This window comes from Bifidobacterium crudilactis (assembly GCF_000738005.1).
Taxonomy (GTDB): Bacteria; Actinomycetota; Actinomycetes; order Actinomycetales; family Bifidobacteriaceae; genus Bombiscardovia; species Bombiscardovia crudilactis.
The window spans coordinates 1276728-1297972 of record NZ_JHAL01000002.1; the positions used below are offsets into that span (position 1 = coordinate 1276728).

Genomic DNA, 21245 nt, shown 5'->3' on the forward strand with positions numbered 1-21245 from the left:
CGTCTCAACATCGCTAAACGATTCGAAGCTGCAATACCTTGAAGATGTCACCGACACGCAGACGCTCCTTCACCTCAGTCATGCCGAACATCCCCATGAACACCGCAAAGTGCCACAGAGCAATCAGCGTCACAGAGCAATCGCTGTCGAATACCACGCCTGACACGGGCGACACATGACGATATGTTCAACGGTGGTGGGTTAGACCGTCGTGCTCAACACCCATGATGGGAAGCTGAGGACTCACCGGCACCACCACAGGCCCGACATTCGCGCCCGCGCCGTCCGACAAACCCGTCAGCATATCCTCGGCCATTTCGGATGCCCTCCGCAACAGGGTCTCGACGATGCGATTTTCCGGGACGGTTTCGACCACGGTTCCCTTGATGAAAATCCTCCCCTTGCCGTTGCCCGACGCCACACCAAGGTCGGCTTCCCTCGCTTCACCCGGGCCGTTGACGATGCACCCCATCACGGCAACGCGAAGCGGGGCCTGAATATCCTTGAGCCCTTCGGCGACCTCGTTCGCCAAGGCGATGACATCGACCTGAGCCCTGCCGCAACTCGGGCACGAAATCAGGTCGAATTTCCGTTCACGCAAGCCCATGTATTCAAGTATCTTGCAGGCGACCTTGACCTCCTCCACAGGAGGTGCCGACAGAGAAACACGAATCGTGTCGCCGACACCTTCGGCAAGCAGTGCTCCAAAAGCCACGCAGGATTTGATTGTTCCCTGCCATTGCGGACCTGCCTCCGTGACGCCAAGATGCAAAGGCCAATCACCTTCGCCTGCCAACAGACGATAGGTCTGTACGGTCACCACGGGGTCATGGTGCTTGACGGATATCTTGAAATCCCGGAAGCCCACATCCTCAAACAATCTCGCTTCCTTCAACGCTGATTCGACCAAGGCTTGAGGTGTCGCTCCCCCAAAACGGCTGTAGATGTCCTGATCCAGACTCCCCGCGTTGATGCCGATACGCAGCGAAACGCCTGCAGCTTGCGCCGCTTGGCATATTCTCGGCCCCACCTCTCCGAATTTCCTGATATTGCCTGGATTCACCCGCACAGCTGCACACCCGGCATCAATGGCGCGGAAGACGTAATTGCTTTGAAAATGAATGTCGGCAATCACCGGAAGGGGAGATTTGGCGACAATCGACGCCAGGGCATCCGCATCCTCCTGTTGGGGCACGGCGACTCGCACGATATCGCAACCCGCAGCATGCAATTCGGCTATCTGCCTCAGTGTGGCGTCGATATCCGAAGTTCTCGTGTTGGTCATCGATTGAACAGAAATCGGCGCTCCGTCTCCAACAGCAACGCCACCGACCCTAATCCGCCTGGATTGACGACGCCGATGAAGTGGAGAATCAGAGGAAGGTGGGGTCGTGGGTCTGAAGCGTGCGACGTCTTTGGCAGTGGTGTTCTCCATGGTGGCGTCCTTCATGGTGGCGTCCTCCATGGTTGTGTCCTTCACGGTGGCGCGCTTCACGGTGACATCATTCATAGTGGTTCCCTTCACGGCGACATCCTTGACTGTGGTTGTGGAGTCGGACCCCACTATTTCGAGTTTCCATGATTTCGGCGCCTGTGAATCTCCGCTGCTCATCTCCCCCGCCCCGCTTCTGGATGGTGATGCTTTACAAACGCTCCACCAAAGAATCGGCAGTGCTGCGAGCCTGCGATTCGAGTTCGAGCACTTCTGCCACATCCGCACACGACCCACCTGCCTTCAACCGCGAATCCATCCGGTCAAGGACAGCCCTGACCACATCGACTATTCCGAGATAGGACAGTCGATGCCCCAGAAATGCCTGTACCGCCTGTTCATTGGCCGCGTTCATGGCGATTGTGTGATTTTCCGATGCGGCAAGAGCCTCACGGGCCAGGGCAATCGCGGGGAAGGCCGCATCATCCACGGGTTCGAAGCTCCACTGGCTGGCGCGAGACCAGTCACAGGCCTGCGAGACGTGCTTCAGACGCTCGGGCGCGGACAGTCCGAGGGCGATAGGCAATGTCATATCAGGTGGGGACATCTGCGCGAGCGTTGCTCCATCCGTGAACTCGACCAGGGAATGCACGATGGATTGCGGGTGCACGCTGACCTCGATGCGAGAACCGGGGACATCGAAGAGACGACTTGCTTCGATGATTTCGAGACCTTTGTTCATCATATTCGACGAGTTCACCGTCACCACCGGACCCATATTCCAGGTGGGATGCCGAAGCGCCTGTTCGGGTGTGATGCTCTGCATATCGTTTCTGCTCCAACCGCGAAAAGGCCCGCCCGAGGCAGTCAGGATGAGTCTGCTGACCTCGTCACGGGTGCCTGCCCGCATGGACTGCCAGATCGCGGAGTGCTCCGAATCAACCGGATGTATCTGATGAGGTCTTATCTGGGCTTCGAAAAGCAGATGTCCACCCGCTACCACGGATTCCTTGTTGGCAAGTGCCAGTTGCGCGCCCGCTCGCAACGCCATTATCGAAGGCTGCAGTCCCACCGATCCATTGATGCCGTTGAGCACGATGTCCGCGCCGCTACCGGCGAGCTCCGCTGCGGCGTGCTTCCCTGACAGAATCTTCGTTCCCCGAATATTCAACTCATCAAGGCACCGCTTGAGAGGAACAATGGCGGCCGGATTTTCCACTGCTACGTGAGGGACATTGAATCGGGCTATCTGCCGTGCCAACAGCTCAATTCTGCTGCCGTATGCGGCGAGACCGGCCACGCGAAAACGCTGAGGATGACGGGATATGAGTTCCAGCGCCTGAGTGCCTATGGAACCGCTTGACCCGAGAATCACCACTGAACGCCTATCGGAGTGCTCTGTGCCCGCGATGGTCAATGACTCCGATGTGGATACTCGCACTGAAGTTGACGTTCGCGTCGAAATAACGGTTTCAGCACTTGCAGAGCAGGTCTCAGATATTCGCAAGGGCTGGAAACGCTTGCTTTGGTGCAGCTGTATCAATTATCGACTCCGTTGGCGGTGAAAGTAACATGAGAACACTTCCACTCTGCCGTTCGGCGCGGTCGAAGCATACCAAAACCTCATTTTTCGACACTATGTACACATTGTCGAAAAATGAGGTGCTTGTCCCCGGTATTCCATCCGATAAGGAATGCCCTCGGGACTGCTCGGATCGAAGGCCCCTTGCATCCACCGAAGCAGTACCGACTCAGATTGTCTGTCTGTCGTCTGGCTCGTGGAAGCGCTATGCGAACCGACTACCGCTTGGCGTCTTGTGCTTTCGATGCATCGGTTGTGCCGTTCCCCTCGTCGAAACCGGGGAAAGACAAATCCGGAATATCCAAATCAACCTTCGGGAAAGTCGAACTGTCCAGGAGTGAGGTGAGTTTCGCCAAATACTGATCAGGGTCCTGACTCTGCTTTTCGGATGCCGCCGTGGAACGTTCTTGTGCACCTTGAGAGGGGTCCGGCTCGGTAGCGGACACAGGCACTGCAGCGGATTGCGGTACGGCAGATGAGAAGTCTGATGGCGTGGACGGCTGGGTATCCCAAGCTCGTTGAGCGTCAGAGGTTACGGCAGATGCTTTGTCTGGTGTAAGACCGCCAGCGGCACCGGCCGAATGCTCGACGTCGGCACTGCCTCGATATCCGCTTGTAGCTGTTTCTGCGGGGTGGGATGTAGACGATGACGCTTGCTGAGGCTGCCAAGAACGCGGTTGTTCCGCCCCCTGAATATTCAGAGGGTCAAACCGTTCCGTGGCCGCATCCTCCACCGAAGGGCCGGATTGCTCGCCCACAGACCTATTGCCATTGTCGCTGATTACCGATCCTGAAAGCTGCGTCTCACTGTTGTCCTGCTGAGCGCCGTAACCCTCAGGGACGGCACTCTGCACCGGCTGAGTCTGCGCAAGTGCTGCAAGAGAGGCGTTTGCCGAACCAGGGAAAGACAAGGAGTCATTGAGCCCGCGGGCGTCGCTCTCCTGTTTCGGAGCGGATGCCGGCACGTCATCCAAAGCGACATCTGAGCGGGCACTGCCGTCTGGCCGGGTTTCATCCTGTGCAGGATGGGCTTGACTCGAGCTTTCAGAATCAGGAGTGGTCCGGTCCGCAGCTGTAAGGTCAACTGAATTTCGATTGCCGTCACTGCCGTCAACGGCATCTGAGCTCTGGAAAATAGCTCTTTCCGCCGCATTCAGCCGATGGAAATCATCATCCTGCTGTGCTGTCTCAGAGTCGAATGAGGATTGAAAAGGCTCGACCGCGAAAGCGCTGGCTTCATTGCCGTCCTCGGCTCGCGCTCCCCTAGCTGACATGTCGAACAGCGGCGCAACAACCTGCGTTTCGCCCACACCTGCGTCAGCGCCTGAGGAAAGCGCACTTGTTGCCTGGGAATCCTGCCCGAAAGCTGTTGAAGCGTCTGCGTCGGCGGATGCGTCCTCAGAGCTCACATAGTCGTTCAGACGCGCATAGGATTCAACGCGCGACAAGAGCTGAACCGCGTAATTGAGGAAGTAATCCACCTGGCGTTCGTCGTATCCTCGCTTGCCGCGATACTGCGTGAAAATCACGTTGGAAACACGTTTGGCATTCAAATCAACGAGATCTTTGGCTTCGTCCGAATGTCGCCGCTGGCTGAGTTCAACCGAGAGCTTCTTTGTAATCTGATCTATCAGACGATCCACTTGTGCGCACTTGTAGGAAGGCTGCTTCGACTTCCCCAGTTTGAATCGTTCCTTGTGTGCACGCTGCGCATGCTCGGAGTATTTCTTGAACATCGATTCGGTCTGCGCGCGCCAAGCGACGCGACCATGCTGGTTAATCTCCCAAGTGGTTCTCTTGTCGACGACTGCGCGTTCCAAACGTGCGAGAGCCGCATCCACCTGAGCTATGACGTAGCCGTTCTTAACCAGTTCGAAGGAAACATTCTGAATATCACTCTGCCCGAGCCGTGGCTCGTCGCTTTCATACAAGGCATGAGCCTTCTCAAGAAAAGCATCGACCTGCGCTGTGTTGTAACCCCACTTGCGTTTTCCAGCGAGTGCAATCACAGACCCACGTTTCTCGGCATCCGGCTCTTGCGCCATAGGACATCGACCTCCCGCCCCATCAGGGCATCAGACTCAGACAAACCAACACTACGTGATTGTTGCGACTCATTCAGTTAAGCATAACGAATACATACAACACGGATAACGGCTGAAGCTTAGCTGTGAGGGCTCTGCATCGGGACCGTAAGCATATCCACATCATAGGCACGGGACGCGCGACATGCCTTGTTCATGACGCATGTCGCACACAACACGCAGTTCCGTCCAGTGATACTGTATTGTAGTTCGTTGCGGGCGATTAGCTCAGTTGGCTAGAGCGCCACCTTTACACGGTGGATGTCGGGGGTTCGAGCCCCTCATCGCCCACCCGTGGATACAGGCTGAAAACGTTGAAATACCAACGGTTTCAGCCTTTCTTTTTGCCCATAACCTGCGTTCTGCCCACATGTTGCCCGCCGGCGTTAACTGCACACCGACAGAGGCATGTCCGCATAGTGCAAGACAGCTGCATACCGTATCCAGTTAGGCGGTTCGCACACGAGGCATCATCGCATGTGTCGCCACTGTTTGCTGAGTATGGCGTATTCTCTGGTGTCCTCGTAGTGCTTCGTGCCATCCGGATTGTCGACGAAGGATATGAACTCGTGGAAGAGGGCCTCCTGTCTCATGCCGAGACGTTCGCACAAGCGCTGTGACGGGATGTTGTCGTCCTCAACATAGGCATATATTCTGCGTGCCCGTAGGTCATGGAACAGGTGATTCAGGAAGGCGACGGCCGCTTCAGTCGCGTATCCCTGACCGCCAAATGTCGGATTGAAGTTCCACCCGACACCGTAGGTGTCCGGTTCCTCGAAGTCCGCAAACACGCTGCCGATCAGCCGGTCACCATCCTTGGTGCAAACAGCCAATTGCAAGTCATCGCCGGATTTCTGGCGAATATCCCGTCGCGCCTCGGCCATGGAGTCCAATCGCTCTTGCGCAAAGCAATGAACGGTCGGGTGTGCCCTGTATTCGAGGAGCGCCGCCGCGTCCCGGTCCCGATAGTTCCTCAGCGTGAGTCTGTCTGTATCGATTGCCGTAATCATGTATGCATCCCTGCTAATGGTGTCCTGCCGCGCCAACGGGTCTTAGGACGGTACCGGTCTGAGCCGGCCACCCACCAGCGTATAGGATTCTCCTTCTTCCCGCCAGACATGGATACCACTGTTGACATGTATTCTGGTTCCGGTCGGAAAGTGGCGCATACATGGGCAAATCGTTGGGAGGCCTAGATGGCGGGATTGGTTAATGAAATCGCAGCCGTCATGGTGCTCATATGCCTGCTTGCGGTCGTAATCGTCAAACCGCGTGGCATACCTGAGGGCTTGGCAGGCTTCGCAGGCGCTTTGCTGCTCATCGCTGTTGGAGCAACCACCACGAATGCCGCCATTTCACAAATGGATGAGCTGATGCCGACCGCATTGTTTCTGGGAGCGTGCCTGATTCTCGCCGGGCTATGCGAACGAGAAGGCCTGTTCTCTTATCTCGGTGAGGTAACCGTCCGGCTTTCCCATGGCAATCCTTCACGACTGTTTCTGTTGTCGTTTCTCCTATGCGCGATAGTGACCGCCATGCTGAGTCTTGACACCACCGTGCTGCTGTTGACACCGGTCATACTGCATATGGCGGATCGGGCAGGCGCGGATTATCGTCCGTATACATATGCCGCATGCCATCTGGCCAACACCGCATCACTGTTGCTGCCGGTGTCCAATCTGACGAACCTTCTGGCAATGAACAGCTCCGGGCTTGATTTTCTCGGTTTTGCCCGCACGATGTTCTTACCGTGGTGTGCGGCTGTGGCCGTTGAATACGTCGTAATACGCGTAGCGTTCCACTCATCGTTTTCAGACGACGCCCTGCTCATAGCCAGCCACAATTCCGATGGTGACGATGCCAGAAGTGTCACGAAGAACAACGTCCCCACCTTCGCCTTATTCGTGGTGGCAGCCTCCCTGATTGGCTTTATGGTATCCAGTTCGCTGGGGGCTCCCCCGTTCTGGGTCGCCATGCTGGCCTGCCTGGTGCTGTTCGCGCATAGGGTGATTCGCGAACGTGCCGTCCTTGGAACAGAGACTCGGCAGGTTTCCAAGGATGCGAATCCGTCGTTTCTGATATTCGTGCTGTCTCTTGCTGTTGTGGTGTCTGCGCTGTCCGACAATGGTCTGGGCAGCCTCCTTGCACCGTTGTTCTCCGGGGAAGAGACATTGATGAAGCTGCTGATTGTGGCATGCTCCTCTGCTCTGGCGTCGAATCTGTTAAATAATCTGCCGGCGGCTATGCTGCTGATACCCTTGGCCGCCTCCAGCGGCTCGACCATGGTGATGGCGGTGCTCATTGGCGTCAATATCGGCCCCAATCTGACCTACGCCGGTTCTCTGGCGACAATACTATGGAGAAGGATTGTGCAAAGCAGGGGGAAGCACATCGCACTCTCGCGGTTTACCGGTATCGGACTGGTCAGTGTGCCCCTGTGCATATTCTTCGCAACGCTGTCCCTTTGGCTGGCAAATCTGCACTGAAGCCCACCGCATATGCACCATCACCATGCGGGGCCATCAGCACACACTGCAAGAGCTTAATTGGAGGCTGGGGGGGGTGAATTTGTCGGCGTGTTCTGGTGTTGGGCGTTTTCGTATGTCTTCAACAAGCATTGATAAACCGTGTCGATATCGAACCGGTAATCTTGAAATCAGCAGTCACCAGGTGCCTAAATCCTTGTAGAACAGAAGGCTGTCCTCGTCATAGTAAGACTGTGTTCACATTCACAAAAGTGAAGAAAACGGCTGCGTGATAACAATTGGCAGTGAGTGTCTATTCTCACGATGTCCGCAGTGTCTGAAGTGATATGAAAACCGGTCTTTCACTATGACAGCACAGCAGCATCCTGTAAGAATCGTCCGGACTCAGGTCAGGACCAAGACGAGCAGCGTGCGTATAGGAAGACCGCTCACCCCTGTTCTCGTAGCAGATGATGCAGCACCGACTCACGATGGTTGATGAAGGTCTCCGTTATCCGATAGGCGTCAGTCTCTTCGTAAGCGCACGGACGGATAGGTGGATTATCGAAATCGAGTATCGTCGCACCGGGTAGGCCAAGCAGAATCGGCGAATGCGTGGCGATGATGAACTGCGACCCACGAACCGCACCTTCGTCAATCATCGCCAGCAATGACAGTTGACGCTGTGCTGACAGCGCCGATTCGGGCTCATCCATAAGATACAGACCTTCGGATTCGAAGGCGTTGAAAAACGACAGGAAGCTTTCTCCATGTGACTGCTCATGCAGATTAGCAAAGGACGCAGTGGAGCGAGGTGACGGGCCGTATTTCAACGCCGCCGTCGCCAAGTTGAAAAAACTTTCCGCACGGAAGAAATAACTCGAACGAGCCTTGCCACGCTCTCGCGCGACGATTAGGGCCTGACCGAGTTCCGAAACATCATCGTAGGTTGAGAACCGGTAATTCAGCGTGCCACCCTCGCCATTAAAGCCATACGCGGTGGCGATACCCTCAAGCACTGTCGACTTGCCGGTCCCGTTCTCTCCGACCAGGAAGGTCACCGGCGCATCGAATGCCAAGGAATCAAGCGTTCTGATGGCCGGGATATCCCGCAGATATGAATCCTCGGGCATGGCGTTCCAGTCCACACTCACGCCACGGATGAATCGCAGCGTTGTGTTGTCCATATTCACTTACGTCCGTTTCTCATAAGGATTCCGGCGAGCGCCGCCGGGTACCATATACCTCAACTATCTGTTCCAGCTCTATTGTCACATGAAACAGTCGGGGGCTGAAAGAGGAATTACATACGCCACAGTGAATGACGTGCTCCATTTATGCGTGGCCACCTGTGCATAAGAGCACGCGAAGCCAGCGAGATAGCGGACTCCGCGTGCTCTTATGCACAGTTCCCGTAAGAAATGGTCAGATGAGGTTGGCAGTGGCCTCGGCACGCTTAGCCAGGTAATACGGGCGAATAGCGAACACGAGTATCACATGCGCGCAAAGCCGCCAGAAAAGCGTCACTCAACCCAGTCCCCATCACCGAGGGCGGATACGGCAAACCCCTTGGAAACAAACATGGGCAGAATCTCACCGGCCTATTAAAACTCAAACTCCGAACCGAAGGAATCAGAATCGTCTACATGCTTGAACGCGCAACCCAAACCATGACAATCCTCGTGGTCAGTGTCCGTGACGATATGCAGGTATACGATGCCGCATCCATACGACGCAATACTCCACTACGATAAACAATCAGGTACGGCTACGTTCATTAAATCCGATACAAGCGCGAAGCATGTGATGCCCCGAATCTGGCGAACATATGATCAAGCTGTTCTACAGGCAACACCACACTCTGTCCGCCAGCGCTCTCGGCGCCCAAGCGATTCAGATGCTGAAAATCAATATTCAGTATCGGATGCAGGCTGAACACCGACATCAATGCCGGTCGATGATGGCGAAAGCCGTTTCTTCAACCTTAAGAGAGGATAACCGCAGAACAGTATTCCTCATTTCATATAGCACTAGCCCCATGTGAGCATTCGTTGGTCTCCGATTACCATTCTCGTGTTAGAGCGATTTGAGCCCGGTATTGGACAGCCTTGGAGATACAGGTGACCTGCATTACTGCTCAGCACTGTCAAAACCTCCTCCAGGTAACAATTCGGATAATCTGATGCGGGCTAGATTCTCTGCCGAAAGGCACCATCTCAGTCTGCGAAGTTATCGTTGACGGTTTGCATGGCGATGCCGTCCTGCATGATGCTGAATCCATGCTGCTGGTAGAACGAGGCGTTCCTGCTTTCTTCAGGCATGACCTCAACGTAGAGATAGTCCTTGTAGTGGTCTTTGACCATTGACATCAGATGGCCGGCTATACCGTGGCCCTGGTATTCGGGATCGACCAGCACATAGTGCACGTAGGCGGTCATGCTCCCATCATCAAGCACTCGAACCAACCCGGCCAGATGCACGCCTTTCCATGCGGTGAACACCATGGAAGAGCCCATCAGCGCGGCAAGCAAACGTTTCGGGTAATTGGCTGACACCCAGCCCACGGACGAGAACAGTTCCCGCACGTCATCCTTGGTAAAGTTCCGTTCCGTGGTGTACGTGATATCCATTGCAGCATGTTTCCTGTCGTAGGTGTCGTAAGTATGGAACCGCCAACACTAATAGCCGGAGCCAAGTACCGCCACGCCCTTCCAGACTATGGAAGGCACACACTCCTGCCTCGCCTGCAGCCACAACCAGCGCGCCTCGCACCCCTTTGGTCGAAGCGAGCAAGGAGACCGGGACTTGTGTGAGATACTGCTAAGCAATGAATGATTGGCCCGTTGCTCAACCGCTTGACACTACCCGGCTGCATTTGGAACCCCTGAACATCGCCCACGCTCGGGAAATGTCCCATGTGCTTAGCGATACCAGTCTCTATCGATACATTGGCGGAACGCCGCCAACGCTACAGCGGCTGATGGAGCGATATGCCCGGCAATCGCTAGGACACTCTCCCGATGGGGAACAAGGCTGGCTCAACTGGATCGTCCGCCGCCAAGACACTGCCGCAGCAATAGGCTTTGTGCAAGCCACCGTCCTTTGCACGCACGAATCATTGAGAGCCGAGATTGCTTGGGTGATTGGCTCGCGACATCAAGGCAAGGGCTATGCCACTGAAGCCTCAAGGCGGATGGTCGCATGGCTGTGCACGCAAGAAGTCAACACCCTAATCGCCCATATTCACCCGAGGAATCAGACTTCTGCAGCAGTAGCGCACAAACTGGGACTGAGCGCTACTGAAACCATTGTCGACGGTGAAGTACGTTGGGAAACCTCGCTGTCGAAGTGAATCGGCAAATACGCTCCACCATCCAGAATCTACGCTAAGAGCACGGTCGTCACCACCACAGTGAACGCAGGAGCATAAGCGGCGCGCGCACATGCATCGCCACAGCCGGAGCTCACGGAATTTCGCCCTGGGTCGAATCGCGTTTAGCTTCGGTGCATCGGCGTCACAGATGCCTATACTTCTTCTATTGACAAGTCAATCATTGATATATCAATTTTAGTGTCAACTTGCCTATCTGACGCTCGGAGCAAGGAAGGAATCCATGACGGACAACCGGATGGAAGTGCTGCTGACAGTCAGCCGTTTGCAGGCGCGCGTAAGCAACGTATTCGAAAGCTACACGGGCAGCAGCGTGGCCAGATTCAGCATTCTGTATGCCCTGAGCGACTCCGACTCACTCTCTCAGACGGACCTGCGCCGCCTCTTGGGAATCAATGCGAGCGCGGTGACACGTCATGTGCAGCACCTCGAGGGCTCTGGCCTGGTCACAAGAAAACGCATACCCGGGGACCAGAGAAACGTTGCGGTGAGCATAACACCTGCAGGCATGCAGCTACTCAAAGGCTGTGAGAACAATCGCGAGTCATTCCTGTCAACACTGTTCGCAGGACTCAGCCACGGTGAACTCACCACATTGCTGGACATCGTGTCCTCCATGGAATCACATCTCGACCGGGCAACAGAACTCTGCGTTCGGAAAGACTCAACCATCGCCGACAACGGCAGCACCGACGACAAGGGAACCCTATGACGAACCTCACCACGAATGATTTCACCGACATACTCGAGGGGCGACGCTCGATCCGTCAGTATGACCCGAAGGTATCGATATCCCGTGAAGAGATGCTGGAGATGCTCAATGAAGCGGCGAAAGCACCTTCGTCCGTAAATATGCAGCCCTGGAGATTCCTCATCGTGCAGTCCGAGGAGGGAAGGGCGACCCTCAAACCGCTGATTCGTTTCAACAAGCGCCAGAACAAGAGCTCCTCGGCGATGATCGTGGTATTCGGAGACATGCGATGCTACGAATACGCCGACCGCATCTACACGGAGTCCGCGGAGAAGGGCATCATGCCGAAGCTCATGGCAAAAACGCAGCTGTCCGTCATCGTGCCGACCTACAGGAAATACGACCGGGCCAAAATGAACGATGTGGTGAAGATAGATTCCAGCCTGTTCGCCATGCAATTCATGCTCGTAGCCAGGTCCCATGGCTACGACACCAATCCCATCGGCGGTTTCGAAGAGGATCGCATCGCCGAAGCCTTCGGACTCGACGCCGAACGATATGTGCCGGTACTGATCATGTCGATTGGCAAAGCGGACTCCGAAGGTCATACATCATTCAGGCTTCCCGCAGAGGAGCTCACTTGGTGGCGCTGACCGCAACGGACCCCGAACGGGCGCACGCTGCTCCAGTGACAAACCATCACAACACATCATTACCGAGAGGAAACCGTCATGCTTGAGATAAGCGCAGCGATTCTGGTCCTGCTGGCAGGATTGCTTCATGGATACATCTTCATTCTGGAATCCTTCAGGTGGACCAAGCAATCGACGATGGACCTCTTCTCGATTTCCACCCGAGACGAGGCAGAGGCCACACGCGAAATGGCCTTCAATCAGGGCTTCTACAACCTGTTCCTGGGAGTGACTGCCGTAATCGGTTCCGTCATATACCTGTCCGGTATACAGACGGTCGGATTGACGTTGATGTTTGCCGGAACGGCACCGATGGTCGGAGCTGCTGTCGTATTGCTGGTCGGAAGCCCCGATAAGCGTGCAGCAGCGTTGAAGCAGATGGCTCTCCCCCTGCTTGGCTGCATAGCACTGCTGATATCGATGCTGCCGTGAAGACGCGGCACTCATCTGATTCGCCTGTTGACCGCGTGCTACCATATCCACTCAGAACCCGTATGGGTCCCCGGACGATGGTCAAGTACCCGGACAGCGACAAGACTTGCCGAAAGGTCAGTCATGTTCGCATGGGTCGTTCTCATTGTTTCCGGCGTATTCGAATCCGTATGGGCAACCGCCCTCGGCAAGTCCGAGGGATTGTCCAAACCCGTCCCGGATATCATCTTCATCGTCGGCTTGGTGCTGAGCATGGTGGGACTCGCCTATGCCATGCGTGACATTCCCGCCAGCACCGCATACGCGGTATGGGTTGGCGTCGGAGCGGCCTTGACTGTTATCTACGCGATGATTTCCGGCGCCGAGGCATTCAGTCTTCTTCGAGCCCTGCTGATATGCGGGTTGGTCGCCTGCGTGATCGGACTCAAGCTCGCTCATTGAGCAGTCCATCATCAACCCGCCCTTGGCCGAATAACTCACTCGCTGATTAAGAATTGAGGTTTCTTCATGGATGGCATCACCTTCACAACCTGTACCGCAGCGAATCTTGATGAATTACGTTCACTGTGCATCGACACTTTCACCGACACCTTTGCCAAAGACAATAGTCCTGAGGACATGAACGCCTACGTTGAGCGTTCCTTCTCGCCGGAACGACTGGACTCGGAGCTCTCCAATCCCCGGTCGACCTTCATCATGGCCTACATCGACGGCATACCAGCCGGATACATGAAACTCAATACGGGGACCGCACAGACCGAGGTCATGAACGACGACGCCATGGAGATTGAACGTCTCTATATTCTCACCAGATTCAAACGACACGGACTGGGTACCTCTCTCATCCGGCAAGCCGAAGAAACCGCCATGGCGCAAGGTGCATCGACCATATGGCTTGGCGTGTGGGAGCATAATGAACCGGCCAGGAGCTTCTATACGAGCAGGGGCTTCGTGAAGACGGGGCAGCATGTGTTCATGCTCGGCGATGATGAGCAGACCGACCACATCATGTGTAAACGTCTACAGACTGTTTGAGCCAAGCTGCAGTACCTTGACGAAAACTCGAAATACACACACGTCACGGAACAGCGGACAGCTCCCTTGCCTGCAGACACGCTCGATAGCGCAAGTCAGACAAGTGCGACAAGTGCGTCATACATGGTCTTCCACCCACGGCGAAGCAGGAATAGCAGACAATGAGGTCAAGTTGACCAGATATGGCGATAACAACCGAAGTGCAGAGATATACAGCGTTCGCGGAAACCCCGCATGGCGGGAATCGGGCGGGAGTGGTGCTGGACGCAAGCAGGCTCACGGATGCAGAGATGCAGGAAATCGCTGCGAAACTCGGCTATTCGGAAACGGCCTTCTTGGTCTCCTCCACCATTGCGAAATCCAGCAAAGCATCACGGAAAAGCGCACAATCACCAGCAAACCGGCCACACCGCGAGTATCACGTCCGTTACTGGTCGCCTGCCGTTGAGGTCCCCTTCTGCGGGCACGCCACCGTGGCCACTGCAGTCGCTCTCGCGGAACGTGACGGAACCGGCCCCTTCGTGTTGCACACACTTGCCGGTGACATCCCGATTTTGACCAGCCATTCCGCCAGCGGGCAGGTCGAGGTCTCCATGACGAGCGTGGAACCCGACATTCGTGATTTCGACTCGGAAACACTGACCACACTGCTCGAACTTCTCGGCCTCGATTCTACCGACCTTGATTCGAGATTCCCGCCACGAGAAGCTTTCGCCGGAAACTGGCACCCCATCCTTGTTCTCAGCGACGCAGACATCTTCAACCAATTCCGATTCTCACCTCCCGCGGTTGCTGCTCTTATGAAATCCCAGGGGTGGTCCGGAACCGTAACGGTGCTGCATGAGAGTGCACCGGCAGAATTCCAGGCCCGCAACCTGTTCCCCGTAGGTCGTATCACCGAAGACCCGGCGACCGGTTCGGCTGCGGCCTCGACGGGTGCCTATCTGCGTTCCATCGGGTATGCCAGCGCGGAGAGCGGAATCACCATTCATCAGGGACAACATGTGGGGCGCCCGAGCGTACTGACTGTGGTCATCCCCGAACATGGCGGTATTACCGTGCTTGGCAGCGCAACGTCAATCGCACCGTAACCCTGTGACGCGGCACCTCATGCAAGCCTGATGCCACCGTTACGTAGTTCTTATTGCTGTGCCGCATAACGTTCGACGGCATGTGCATACATGGGCAAGGTACGGGCGAGCGCGGTGAGCGCGACTCTGAGGGCCTCGTCACAGCGTCCGGCATCCCGGAGGGCAAGTGCCAGAAAGGCCTGTGCCGCGTCACCGGTCTCTTCGCTGCCCGGTTCCTGAGACAGTATCGCGATGGCCGATTCCGCATCGCCGATGTTGCGCAGCGAGCTCGCGAGTTGGATAACCGCCTGAGAGCGTCTGGCACCGGAAAGGCCCTGCTCAAGCGCGGCACGGTACAGAGGAATCGCCTGCTCCTCCAAGCCGAGGAAATCGTGAACCGAGGCCCACTCGAATGCACCTCGCGGATCGTGTTTCGGCAATTCGCCAACCAGATTGCGCATGGCGATAATCGCCGACTCGCGCTCCATACCGTCCGCAGCAGCCCAGAAATCGGCTATCTTGTCATCCCATGAATCAGTCATGCGCCCCAGTATCTCACGAAGTCGGAGCTTGCCTGAGCAACGGGCCGTACGTCTCATCTCGGCATGGAATCCGCGATGATTCACCAAGAAACGCAGGGCGGCGGCTCAGCCCAGCGAATGCGACCAGTCGACGACAGCCTCGATGTTGTTGCCGTCGGGGTCGAGAATGAAGGCCGAGTAGTAGCCGGGATGGTAGTCGCGCATCCCGGGTTCGCCGTTCTCCGTACCGCCCGCGGCAAGCCCCTCCTCATGGAAGCGGTCCACCGCCGTTTCGTCGCCCGCGCGAAAGGCAATGTGGGTGACGGGTGATGTCGACTCCTTACGACAGGTCTCAGCAGACTCCTGAGCCTTCGAGATTCGCGGGGAAACATAGAAATCAGCATGAGGAGTCCCGTCCTCCATCCCGAAACCGACGGTTTCACCATGCCGAACTTTGCGGACATATCCCAACGGAGCCAAAACACGAGTGTAGAAATCTATCGAGCGTCCGGCATCGTCGACATGCAGGGTGATGTGGTCTATCATCGTGCACCACCATCGGCACGCGACGGCGCGACCGTCGTCAACAACATAGCTGCTGGTTCGCGGTCCTCTGACCGAGTACTCTCTTCCCCGGCAATCCCTACCTCTACAGTCTCCACCCCGGCAATCTCCACCCCAGCAGCCTGCCGCGCCGTCACTCGTGTCCCCGGCACATCGCTCTTAGCTCCACCGCACTCGTCATCTTCGGTCATATCACCATCAATACCGCTGTAGTACGACGAATGCCACATCCTCTCGCATCCGGGCGAGACCACAAACCCCGCAAGCGCTCGAAACACCGAGCGGCGTGCCGTTTGCCGCTTATCGGCGCTGCCACGGGCAGATAGACACCGGCTGGTAGACGCCGCCAGGAAACCACCGTGAAAACAATCACGGTGCATCGGATACGAGGGGAATGCTCCCCGTCCCGATGCACCGTGACCTGGCGCTTTATGCAGCGTTGTGCTGGAAGCAGCCCCGGGTTAGCGTTGCTTTCTGCGTCGGATGCTGACCAGAATCAAGGCTCCGCCTGCCAACAGTACGATCAGCGCAGCAACCGCGACCATCGCCACATCGGCTCCGGTCTTCGCCAGTGGCGATGCGGTCTTCCCCTGCTTCGACGCCTTGGCCTTGTCGTTGGCACCGGCCTTCGGCGTCGCAGTGTTGGCACCAGCCTGACCCTTGTCGGTTCCGGTATTCGAGCCGGTACCGTTATTGCTGTTGCCGCCGTTGGTATCGCTGTTGCCATTGTTGCCGTTGTTGGTATCGGCAGCCTTCACCACGCTGGGCGCGCTCTGACCTGCAGCTACGGCAACCACATTGCCCTTGTCATCCAGAGTCACCTTCGCGCTCATCGCGGAAGCGAGATCCATGTTGTAGTAGCCCTGTGAGGACGACTGCAAAGGATTGCCGGATACCGGCAGAGCGGTCTGGGCGAGCACCTGCCTACGCTGGGCGCCGGTCAGAGTCGGATATGCCGTGGTCAGGAGATTCTCGGCACCTGCAGGCACCTGATCCACCGAGGTGGATACTGCCTTCTGAAATGTCGTGGTCTGGTTACCGCTGGCGGTGAACCCATAGGTCATGCGGCTTTGGTACGCCTTGATGGCCGATGCGCGATCGGTAACCGGCTGCGTGGATACGGGGTCCACGAAGCTGTTGGCATAGCCCTTCGAACCATTGGCTTCGGTGGTGGTGATGCATTGGCTCAACGTGCTGCCGTAACCGTTCGCCTTGCATTCCTTCGTCAGATAGTTCACCAACTCCTGACGCGCAGGCTCGAGCTGATCCTTGACGAACGTCGCGTCGGACCAACGCGCGACGTTGGCGACGTCACCGTCGATTCTGCCGCCGATGATATCCAGCGGATAGTGGACGCCCAAAACTATGCGGTTGTTGCCGGCTTCCGAACCACGAGCGAGGATTTCAGGGGCCAGCTCAGGAAGCAAGGTCGCCAGACCGACGGCACCCGAAGTCGCGTAGGTGGTGTGCCCGGATGGGAATGAGCCCGATGTGGTCATCGCATCGTACGAAGGGTCGTGCTTGGTACCGGTGGAATCGGTCCAGGCTTGCACCTTCTCGATGCCGACGGTCTTGTCGAGGCCCGCTGCGGGATAGCCGCCGTTGGTGCGGTCGACGTAGGGACGCGGGTGGTTGAAGGTGTTCTTCGCCTTGGACGTCGACACATAGTCACCGAGCGTCGATACACCATAACCGGTCTGGTTCGTTTGTGTGAAGAGCTTGGTGAACGTCGGGAGGCTTCCGTCGGAGATGCCTTGTGACAGGTATTTGCCAAGCACGGGTCCGAGGGCGTCGGGGAGCGTCTCTCCGAGCTTGTAATCGGAATCGACCAATGCTCGCTGCTGCTGGGCGGAGGGCGTGGTGCCGGTGGAGCCTGCGGCCGCCGCGTTGTTGATGGCCTTGGTCATGTCGTCGTTGTGCTTGAGCACCGAGGTATTGCCGACGGTTCCCTTGCCGAAGGTGCTCACATCACTCGACACGAAAGGCGTCGAGGCTTTCCACAGTGAACTGAAATCGGAGAGCAAGGAGACCAGGTCGGGCTGATTGCTGTCGGACTCGTAGTTGGCGGTGTCCACACTGAGATTGAGTACACGCGTGGTCTGTGTGGCACCGAAATTGTTGTCGCTGATGATGCTGACATCTGCGGTATCACCGTCCTGCTTGGTGATTGCCATACCCTCGTAATTGTCCATCAGAGGATTCTTCTGAGTCGCGCCGGATTTGGCTGTGGCACCGAGCGTCTTGCAGTTGGTGAGATTCGCCATGGTTTGTGAGCTCAGAAAATCCGTGGTCGGAGCTGCGGAAAGGTTCTGCACGCCGCTTACGTCGGGAGCAGCGGTCAGCCCGCTGGCTTTGGAAAGGATGACGTCGTTGCCGCTGGCTTTCGCGAAGGAACGCTGCAGCACCAGCACGCTGTCATCTGACAGCGCCGAAATCTCCGAGATGCCCTTGGCTGCGTCGGCGACTTTGAAAGCCGTCTGTTTCGTGAGCTTCCACTGTCCTTGCGTACCTGCCTGGTCATCGCGATAGACGAGGAATCGGCGGGAAAGCGTGTCACTTGCGGATACGTCCCCCGACAGGCTGCCTTCCATCGCGGCGACGATCTGATGTCCGGACGGTGAAATCGTCAGGCCTTCCAGCGTCAGATTCGTGGTCGCTTCTCCGCTTGCAGCCGTGGTGTCATTGTGAACCATGAAACGGTCGGGCACGGTAAGAGCGCTCTTCTGCACACCGTCGCGGCCGTAGATGCGAATCGATGGTTCCGTTTCGGAGCTGACCAGATAATCACCATTCGGCAGCACCGCAAGACCCTCGTTGTCGGAATTGTAGCCGTTGTATGCGTTCCCGTTCTGGTCCTTCAGAATCAAGGGTTCACGAGAGACCGACGGTTTGCTCATGTCGCTGCCCAGGAACCAGATGCGGGCGGTGGTGTCACCGTTGTTGTCGAGACTCGACACATAGGAGTTGCTCTGCTCATCCCAAGCCAATGAGGAAAGCCCACCTACACGCTCATTGTTGTATGTCACATTATCCAAGGCATCCGTATATCCGAGCATGCCCACATTCGCCGAACACGCGTCCGCCGCGGTCGCCGTCGCACTCTGATAGGTGCTTGCCTCATCCGCATGGGCCGTACCCGCCGTCAAAGCACTGATATTCATCGTCGTCAGTCCCACCGCCACGGCGGTCAACGCCACCGCCCAACGCGGCACACGTCTGAAATCTCTGTTTTCTGACATATTCCCCTTCTTCAGTCACGGCGCCTTCAGCGTCAAAACCGCATCGTGAACCCCTTTGGAACACCTCAAACGACACTAATCCTGGGGAATGCAGCACACGGGGAATCGGGGACAACACAGATGCAACAATAGGTGAATTCTTGATGACGCACGCCCTGATGACGATAACCATATGAACGACATAGCCCGGTGAAGAATCCCCTCGCAGGCACAGCCGACCTACCCCATCTGCATAGAGCGAAGAGCGTACGAAAACCGCAAGGGTTTACAGGCGAATATAGCCTGACTGCACAGGCTGCATCCGTGCGAGGAACACCATGCCCGATGGGACGATTCTGACGCTCTCGGGAATATCCTCTTCACCGATTTGATGGCTCCTCATCGCCGCAGCGCACGCCACAAGACCGACGCCGTCAGGAATATCGGATGCACTCACTGTTTTCAGTCCGGATATGGCGGTGTGGTTCACCACTATGAGCACTGTATCGGCACATTCGGCATCGCCTACGATGGCGGCGGCCGCTCTCAACGCTCGACCCACATCCTCGGGAAGGTCCGAGGCATGGAGAATCAGCGGATTGCTTTCCAACAGCGTATCTGTCATGACCATCCTTTGCCACAGAGGACGCTATGCCCTCGACCGTCAGGTGCACATACATGGACCCGCGCACCGGCGGTCTGCAGGACAGACATCTACTTACCGGATGAGCGCGAATCGATGACCTAGATACTACGCTTCACTTGGCCTTCAATGATGAGAATACGGTCGACTGGATAAAAGTATCGCCTAAAGTCAGCAACGGCGAGGAATTGCTATCACCACTCGACTCAGCGTCAAGTATCTGCTGATAGGTGGCTTTCCCACCGGTTTGCAAATCCACAAGTTCCTGTGCCTCGTCCGCGCCGATGCTTTCCCCGCCTCCGCCCAGCTGACCTTTGGCTGCCACATACCCCCACCTGGTGGTCCATATGGCCACGCTGCGATTGGAGTCCAGAGTGGCATTCGCCACCATGGCATTGCCGATGTCTCCGCCAGTCATCTGACTCGTCTCGACAACACGCAACTGGCAAATCGCCCGTGAAGGGTATTGCTTCGAATAGACGGTCACCGTATCCCCATCCTGCTGCACTGTGACGCGGCCCTTCCAGTAATCTGGGATGTCGAACTGATAGCTGTCCGTCGTAATGTGGGAGGCATCTTGTTCCTCCTTGGTCTTGATGCTGGCATTGACGGCATCGACGGCCTTCTGCAAGGCGCTCTGGGCGTCCGCATACTGCTGCTTATCCGAAACATCATTCGAGGCCAGAACCTTCTCGGCCGCGGTTATCGCTTCCTGGAGGCTGGTTCTGCTTGCATCGTCAGCGACTTTCCCCTCCGAGGATGTCAGCACGCTGCGCGAGGACGTCAACGAGTCGTTGAGGGCATTCTTCGCATCGCTGAGCCCCTTCTGCGTTTGGCTGCTGCTGACCGCCGCACTTGCCTTGTCCACCGTCCCGGCATTTTCCTTCAGCGTTCCTGCGGCCATATCCAAAGCCGCGGCATTGGCATTGAGCTGATCCGTCTCCCCTGCGGCAGGGCAATCCTTACGGGCGGGAACCTTGGCCTGCAGAGCGTCCTTCAAATCACTAACGGTCTGAGCATCATCCACCTGTTCCGGCGTCACGGCCTTGGTGGTCGAAGCCTTGGCCGTGGACTCGTTGAAGCTTTTCAAAGCCGAGTCATACGCCGCGAGATTCTTCTCGCACGAGGACAAAGCCTGCCGTTGGCGGAGTTCGGAGATATGCCCGCTGAAAGCCCTCACACCGAACACACCGGCTGCCACGAGGACAGCCGCCACCAGCACCGCGATAAGCACACGAAGACCATGTCTTCCGCCACCTGTGTGCCCTGCATCCGGGTCTTCGCCATCGGCACCTGAGGTGTTGGACGGGGCATTCATCTGTGAACTGCCTTGGACGGCCCCATCACCGACAGGACTCAGAATCTGCGTATCATCGTTTTCAGTCAACTCCGTCAATCTTTCTGCTCAGCCAAACCCCAAGAACT

19 protein-coding genes, 1 tRNA gene and 1 riboswitch are annotated in these 21245 nt (G+C 56.7%); of the genes, 9 read left to right on the top strand and 11 right to left on the bottom strand.

The features are described from left to right. Nucleotides 1–187: 187 nt before the first annotated feature. The 3 genes from ispG to DB51_RS09835 all read right to left on the bottom strand — a co-directional run bounded on the left by ispG (nt 188) and on the right by DB51_RS09835 (nt 5059). Nucleotides 188–1435: a flavodoxin-dependent (E)-4-hydroxy-3-methylbut-2-enyl-diphosphate synthase gene (gene ispG, locus DB51_RS07480; RefSeq protein ID WP_051867508.1), complete on the bottom strand. Its 1248-nt coding sequence runs from the start codon at nt 1433–1435 to the stop codon at nt 188–190. A 208-nt stretch (nt 1436–1643) separates the two neighbouring features. Further along, nucleotides 1644–2843, bottom strand: a complete 1200-nt coding sequence (dxr, locus tag DB51_RS07485) for a 1-deoxy-D-xylulose-5-phosphate reductoisomerase (RefSeq protein WP_034254247.1) — start codon at nt 2841–2843, stop codon at nt 1644–1646. A gap of 389 nt (nt 2844–3232) precedes the next feature. Next, on the bottom strand, nt 3233–5059 hold the full coding sequence (locus DB51_RS09835) for a DivIVA domain-containing protein (protein WP_051867367.1): 1827 nt from the start codon (nt 5057–5059) through the stop codon (nt 3233–3235). 256 nt (nt 5060–5315) lie between these two features. On the opposite strand from DB51_RS09835, the gene DB51_RS07495 reads away from it, so the two are divergent. Then, a tRNA-Val gene (locus tag DB51_RS07495) sits at nt 5316–5389 on the top strand. 179 nt (nt 5390–5568) lie between these two features. On the opposite strand, the gene DB51_RS07500 is transcribed toward DB51_RS07495, so the two are convergent. Further along, a complete protein-coding gene (locus tag DB51_RS07500; protein ID WP_034252966.1) occupies nt 5569–6108 on the bottom strand; it encodes a GNAT family N-acetyltransferase in 540 nt (179 codons plus the stop codon). A 186-nt stretch (nt 6109–6294) separates the two neighbouring features. On the opposite strand from DB51_RS07500, the gene DB51_RS07505 reads away from it, so the two are divergent. Next, on the top strand, nt 6295–7584 hold the full coding sequence (locus DB51_RS07505) for an SLC13 family permease (RefSeq protein ID WP_051867368.1): 1290 nt from the start codon (nt 6295–6297) through the stop codon (nt 7582–7584). A gap of 428 nt (nt 7585–8012) precedes the next feature. Here DB51_RS07505 and DB51_RS07510 read toward each other — a convergent pair whose 3' ends face one another. Beyond that, nucleotides 8013–8750 carry an AAA family ATPase gene (locus DB51_RS07510; RefSeq protein ID WP_034252968.1) on the bottom strand — a complete coding sequence of 246 codons (738 nt, stop codon included), beginning with the start codon at nt 8748–8750 and terminating at the stop codon, nt 8013–8015. Between the two features lie 1029 nt (nt 8751–9779). Next, nucleotides 9780–10193, bottom strand: coding sequence for a GNAT family N-acetyltransferase (locus DB51_RS07515; RefSeq protein ID WP_034252970.1), 414 nt, complete (start codon nt 10191–10193; stop codon nt 9780–9782). 197 nt (nt 10194–10390) lie between these two features. Between DB51_RS07515 and DB51_RS07520 the strand changes: the two genes are divergently transcribed. The 7 genes from DB51_RS07520 (at nt 10391) to DB51_RS07550 (ending at nt 14895) form a co-directional block, all read left to right on the top strand. After that, complete coding sequence (locus tag DB51_RS07520; RefSeq protein WP_034252971.1) at nt 10391–10915, top strand: GNAT family N-acetyltransferase; 525 nt, start codon at nt 10391–10393, stop codon at nt 10913–10915. A 262-nt stretch (nt 10916–11177) separates the two neighbouring features. Further along, complete coding sequence (locus DB51_RS07525; RefSeq protein ID WP_034252973.1) at nt 11178–11666, top strand: MarR family winged helix-turn-helix transcriptional regulator; 489 nt, start codon at nt 11178–11180, stop codon at nt 11664–11666. Further along, nucleotides 11663–12298 carry a nitroreductase family protein gene (locus tag DB51_RS07530; protein ID WP_034252975.1) on the top strand — a complete coding sequence of 212 codons (636 nt, stop codon included), beginning with the start codon at nt 11663–11665 and terminating at the stop codon, nt 12296–12298. The genes DB51_RS07525 and DB51_RS07530 overlap by 4 nt, the downstream gene beginning before the upstream one ends. Before the next feature lie 78 nt (nt 12299–12376). Next, entirely contained in the window at nt 12377–12769 is a 393-nt protein-coding gene (locus DB51_RS07535; RefSeq protein ID WP_034252977.1) for a DUF1304 domain-containing protein, read from the top strand. Nucleotides 12770–12820: 51 nt separating this feature from the next. Further along, nucleotides 12821–12883, top strand: a riboswitch (guanidine-III (ykkC-III) riboswitch). A 9-nt stretch (nt 12884–12892) separates the two neighbouring features. Then, nucleotides 12893–13210, top strand: coding sequence for a DMT family transporter (locus tag DB51_RS07540; RefSeq protein WP_034252979.1), 318 nt, complete (start codon nt 12893–12895; stop codon nt 13208–13210). A gap of 66 nt (nt 13211–13276) precedes the next feature. Continuing rightward, on the top strand, nt 13277–13804 hold the full coding sequence (locus DB51_RS07545) for a GNAT family N-acetyltransferase (RefSeq protein WP_034252983.1): 528 nt from the start codon (nt 13277–13279) through the stop codon (nt 13802–13804). A 200-nt stretch (nt 13805–14004) separates the two neighbouring features. After that, on the top strand, nt 14005–14895 hold the full coding sequence (locus DB51_RS07550; protein WP_202961998.1) for a PhzF family phenazine biosynthesis protein: 891 nt from the start codon (nt 14005–14007) through the stop codon (nt 14893–14895). A 50-nt stretch (nt 14896–14945) separates the two neighbouring features. On the opposite strand, the gene DB51_RS07555 is transcribed toward DB51_RS07550, so the two are convergent. From DB51_RS07555 to DB51_RS07580, 5 genes are all read right to left on the bottom strand, one after another. Further along, nucleotides 14946–15416, bottom strand: a complete 471-nt coding sequence (locus DB51_RS07555) for a tetratricopeptide repeat protein (RefSeq protein ID WP_034254252.1) — start codon at nt 15414–15416, stop codon at nt 14946–14948. A gap of 105 nt (nt 15417–15521) precedes the next feature. Beyond that, nucleotides 15522–15941, bottom strand: a complete 420-nt coding sequence (locus tag DB51_RS07560) for a VOC family protein (RefSeq protein WP_034252989.1) — start codon at nt 15939–15941, stop codon at nt 15522–15524. A gap of 479 nt (nt 15942–16420) precedes the next feature. Next, nucleotides 16421–19198: an esterase-like activity of phytase family protein gene (locus tag DB51_RS09840; RefSeq protein WP_051867369.1), complete on the bottom strand. Its 2778-nt coding sequence runs from the start codon at nt 19196–19198 to the stop codon at nt 16421–16423. Nucleotides 19199–19463: 265 nt separating this feature from the next. Next, nucleotides 19464–19802: a hypothetical protein gene (locus DB51_RS07575; RefSeq protein WP_034252993.1), complete on the bottom strand. Its 339-nt coding sequence runs from the start codon at nt 19800–19802 to the stop codon at nt 19464–19466. Nucleotides 19803–19935: 133 nt separating this feature from the next. Then, nucleotides 19936–21207 carry an FIVAR domain-containing protein gene (locus DB51_RS07580; RefSeq protein WP_034252994.1) on the bottom strand — a complete coding sequence of 424 codons (1272 nt, stop codon included), beginning with the start codon at nt 21205–21207 and terminating at the stop codon, nt 19936–19938. Between the last annotated feature and the right edge of the window lie 38 nt (nt 21208–21245).

Excerpts from the sequence above, each read along its gene's own strand:
- ispG (WP_051867508.1), bottom strand. The coding sequence starts at position 1,435 with ATGGAGAACACCACTGCCAAAGACGTCGCACGCTTCAGACCCACGACC.
- DB51_RS09835 (WP_051867367.1), bottom strand. The coding sequence starts at position 5,059 with ATGGCGCAAGAGCCGGATGCCGAGAAACGTGGGTCTGTGATTGCACTC.
- DB51_RS07500 (WP_034252966.1), bottom strand. The coding sequence starts at position 6,108 with ATGATTACGGCAATCGATACAGACAGACTCACGCTGAGGAACTATCGG.
- DB51_RS07505 (WP_051867368.1), top strand. The coding sequence starts at position 6,295 with ATGGCGGGATTGGTTAATGAAATCGCAGCCGTCATGGTGCTCATATGC.
- DB51_RS07510 (WP_034252968.1), bottom strand. The coding sequence starts at position 8,750 with ATGGACAACACAACGCTGCGATTCATCCGTGGCGTGAGTGTGGACTGG.
- DB51_RS07515 (WP_034252970.1), bottom strand. The coding sequence starts at position 10,193 with ATGGATATCACGTACACCACGGAACGGAACTTTACCAAGGATGACGTG.
- DB51_RS07520 (WP_034252971.1), top strand. The coding sequence starts at position 10,391 with ATGAATGATTGGCCCGTTGCTCAACCGCTTGACACTACCCGGCTGCAT.
- DB51_RS07525 (WP_034252973.1), top strand. The coding sequence starts at position 11,178 with ATGACGGACAACCGGATGGAAGTGCTGCTGACAGTCAGCCGTTTGCAG.
- DB51_RS07530 (WP_034252975.1), top strand. The coding sequence starts at position 11,663 with ATGACGAACCTCACCACGAATGATTTCACCGACATACTCGAGGGGCGA.
- DB51_RS07535 (WP_034252977.1), top strand. The coding sequence starts at position 12,377 with ATGCTTGAGATAAGCGCAGCGATTCTGGTCCTGCTGGCAGGATTGCTT.
- DB51_RS07540 (WP_034252979.1), top strand. The coding sequence starts at position 12,893 with ATGTTCGCATGGGTCGTTCTCATTGTTTCCGGCGTATTCGAATCCGTA.
- DB51_RS07545 (WP_034252983.1), top strand. The coding sequence starts at position 13,277 with ATGGATGGCATCACCTTCACAACCTGTACCGCAGCGAATCTTGATGAA.
- DB51_RS07555 (WP_034254252.1), bottom strand. The coding sequence starts at position 15,416 with ATGACTGATTCATGGGATGACAAGATAGCCGATTTCTGGGCTGCTGCG.
- DB51_RS07560 (WP_034252989.1), bottom strand. The coding sequence starts at position 15,941 with ATGATAGACCACATCACCCTGCATGTCGACGATGCCGGACGCTCGATA.
- DB51_RS09840 (WP_051867369.1), bottom strand. The coding sequence starts at position 19,198 with ATGTCAGAAAACAGAGATTTCAGACGTGTGCCGCGTTGGGCGGTGGCG.
- DB51_RS07575 (WP_034252993.1), bottom strand. The coding sequence starts at position 19,802 with ATGACAGATACGCTGTTGGAAAGCAATCCGCTGATTCTCCATGCCTCG.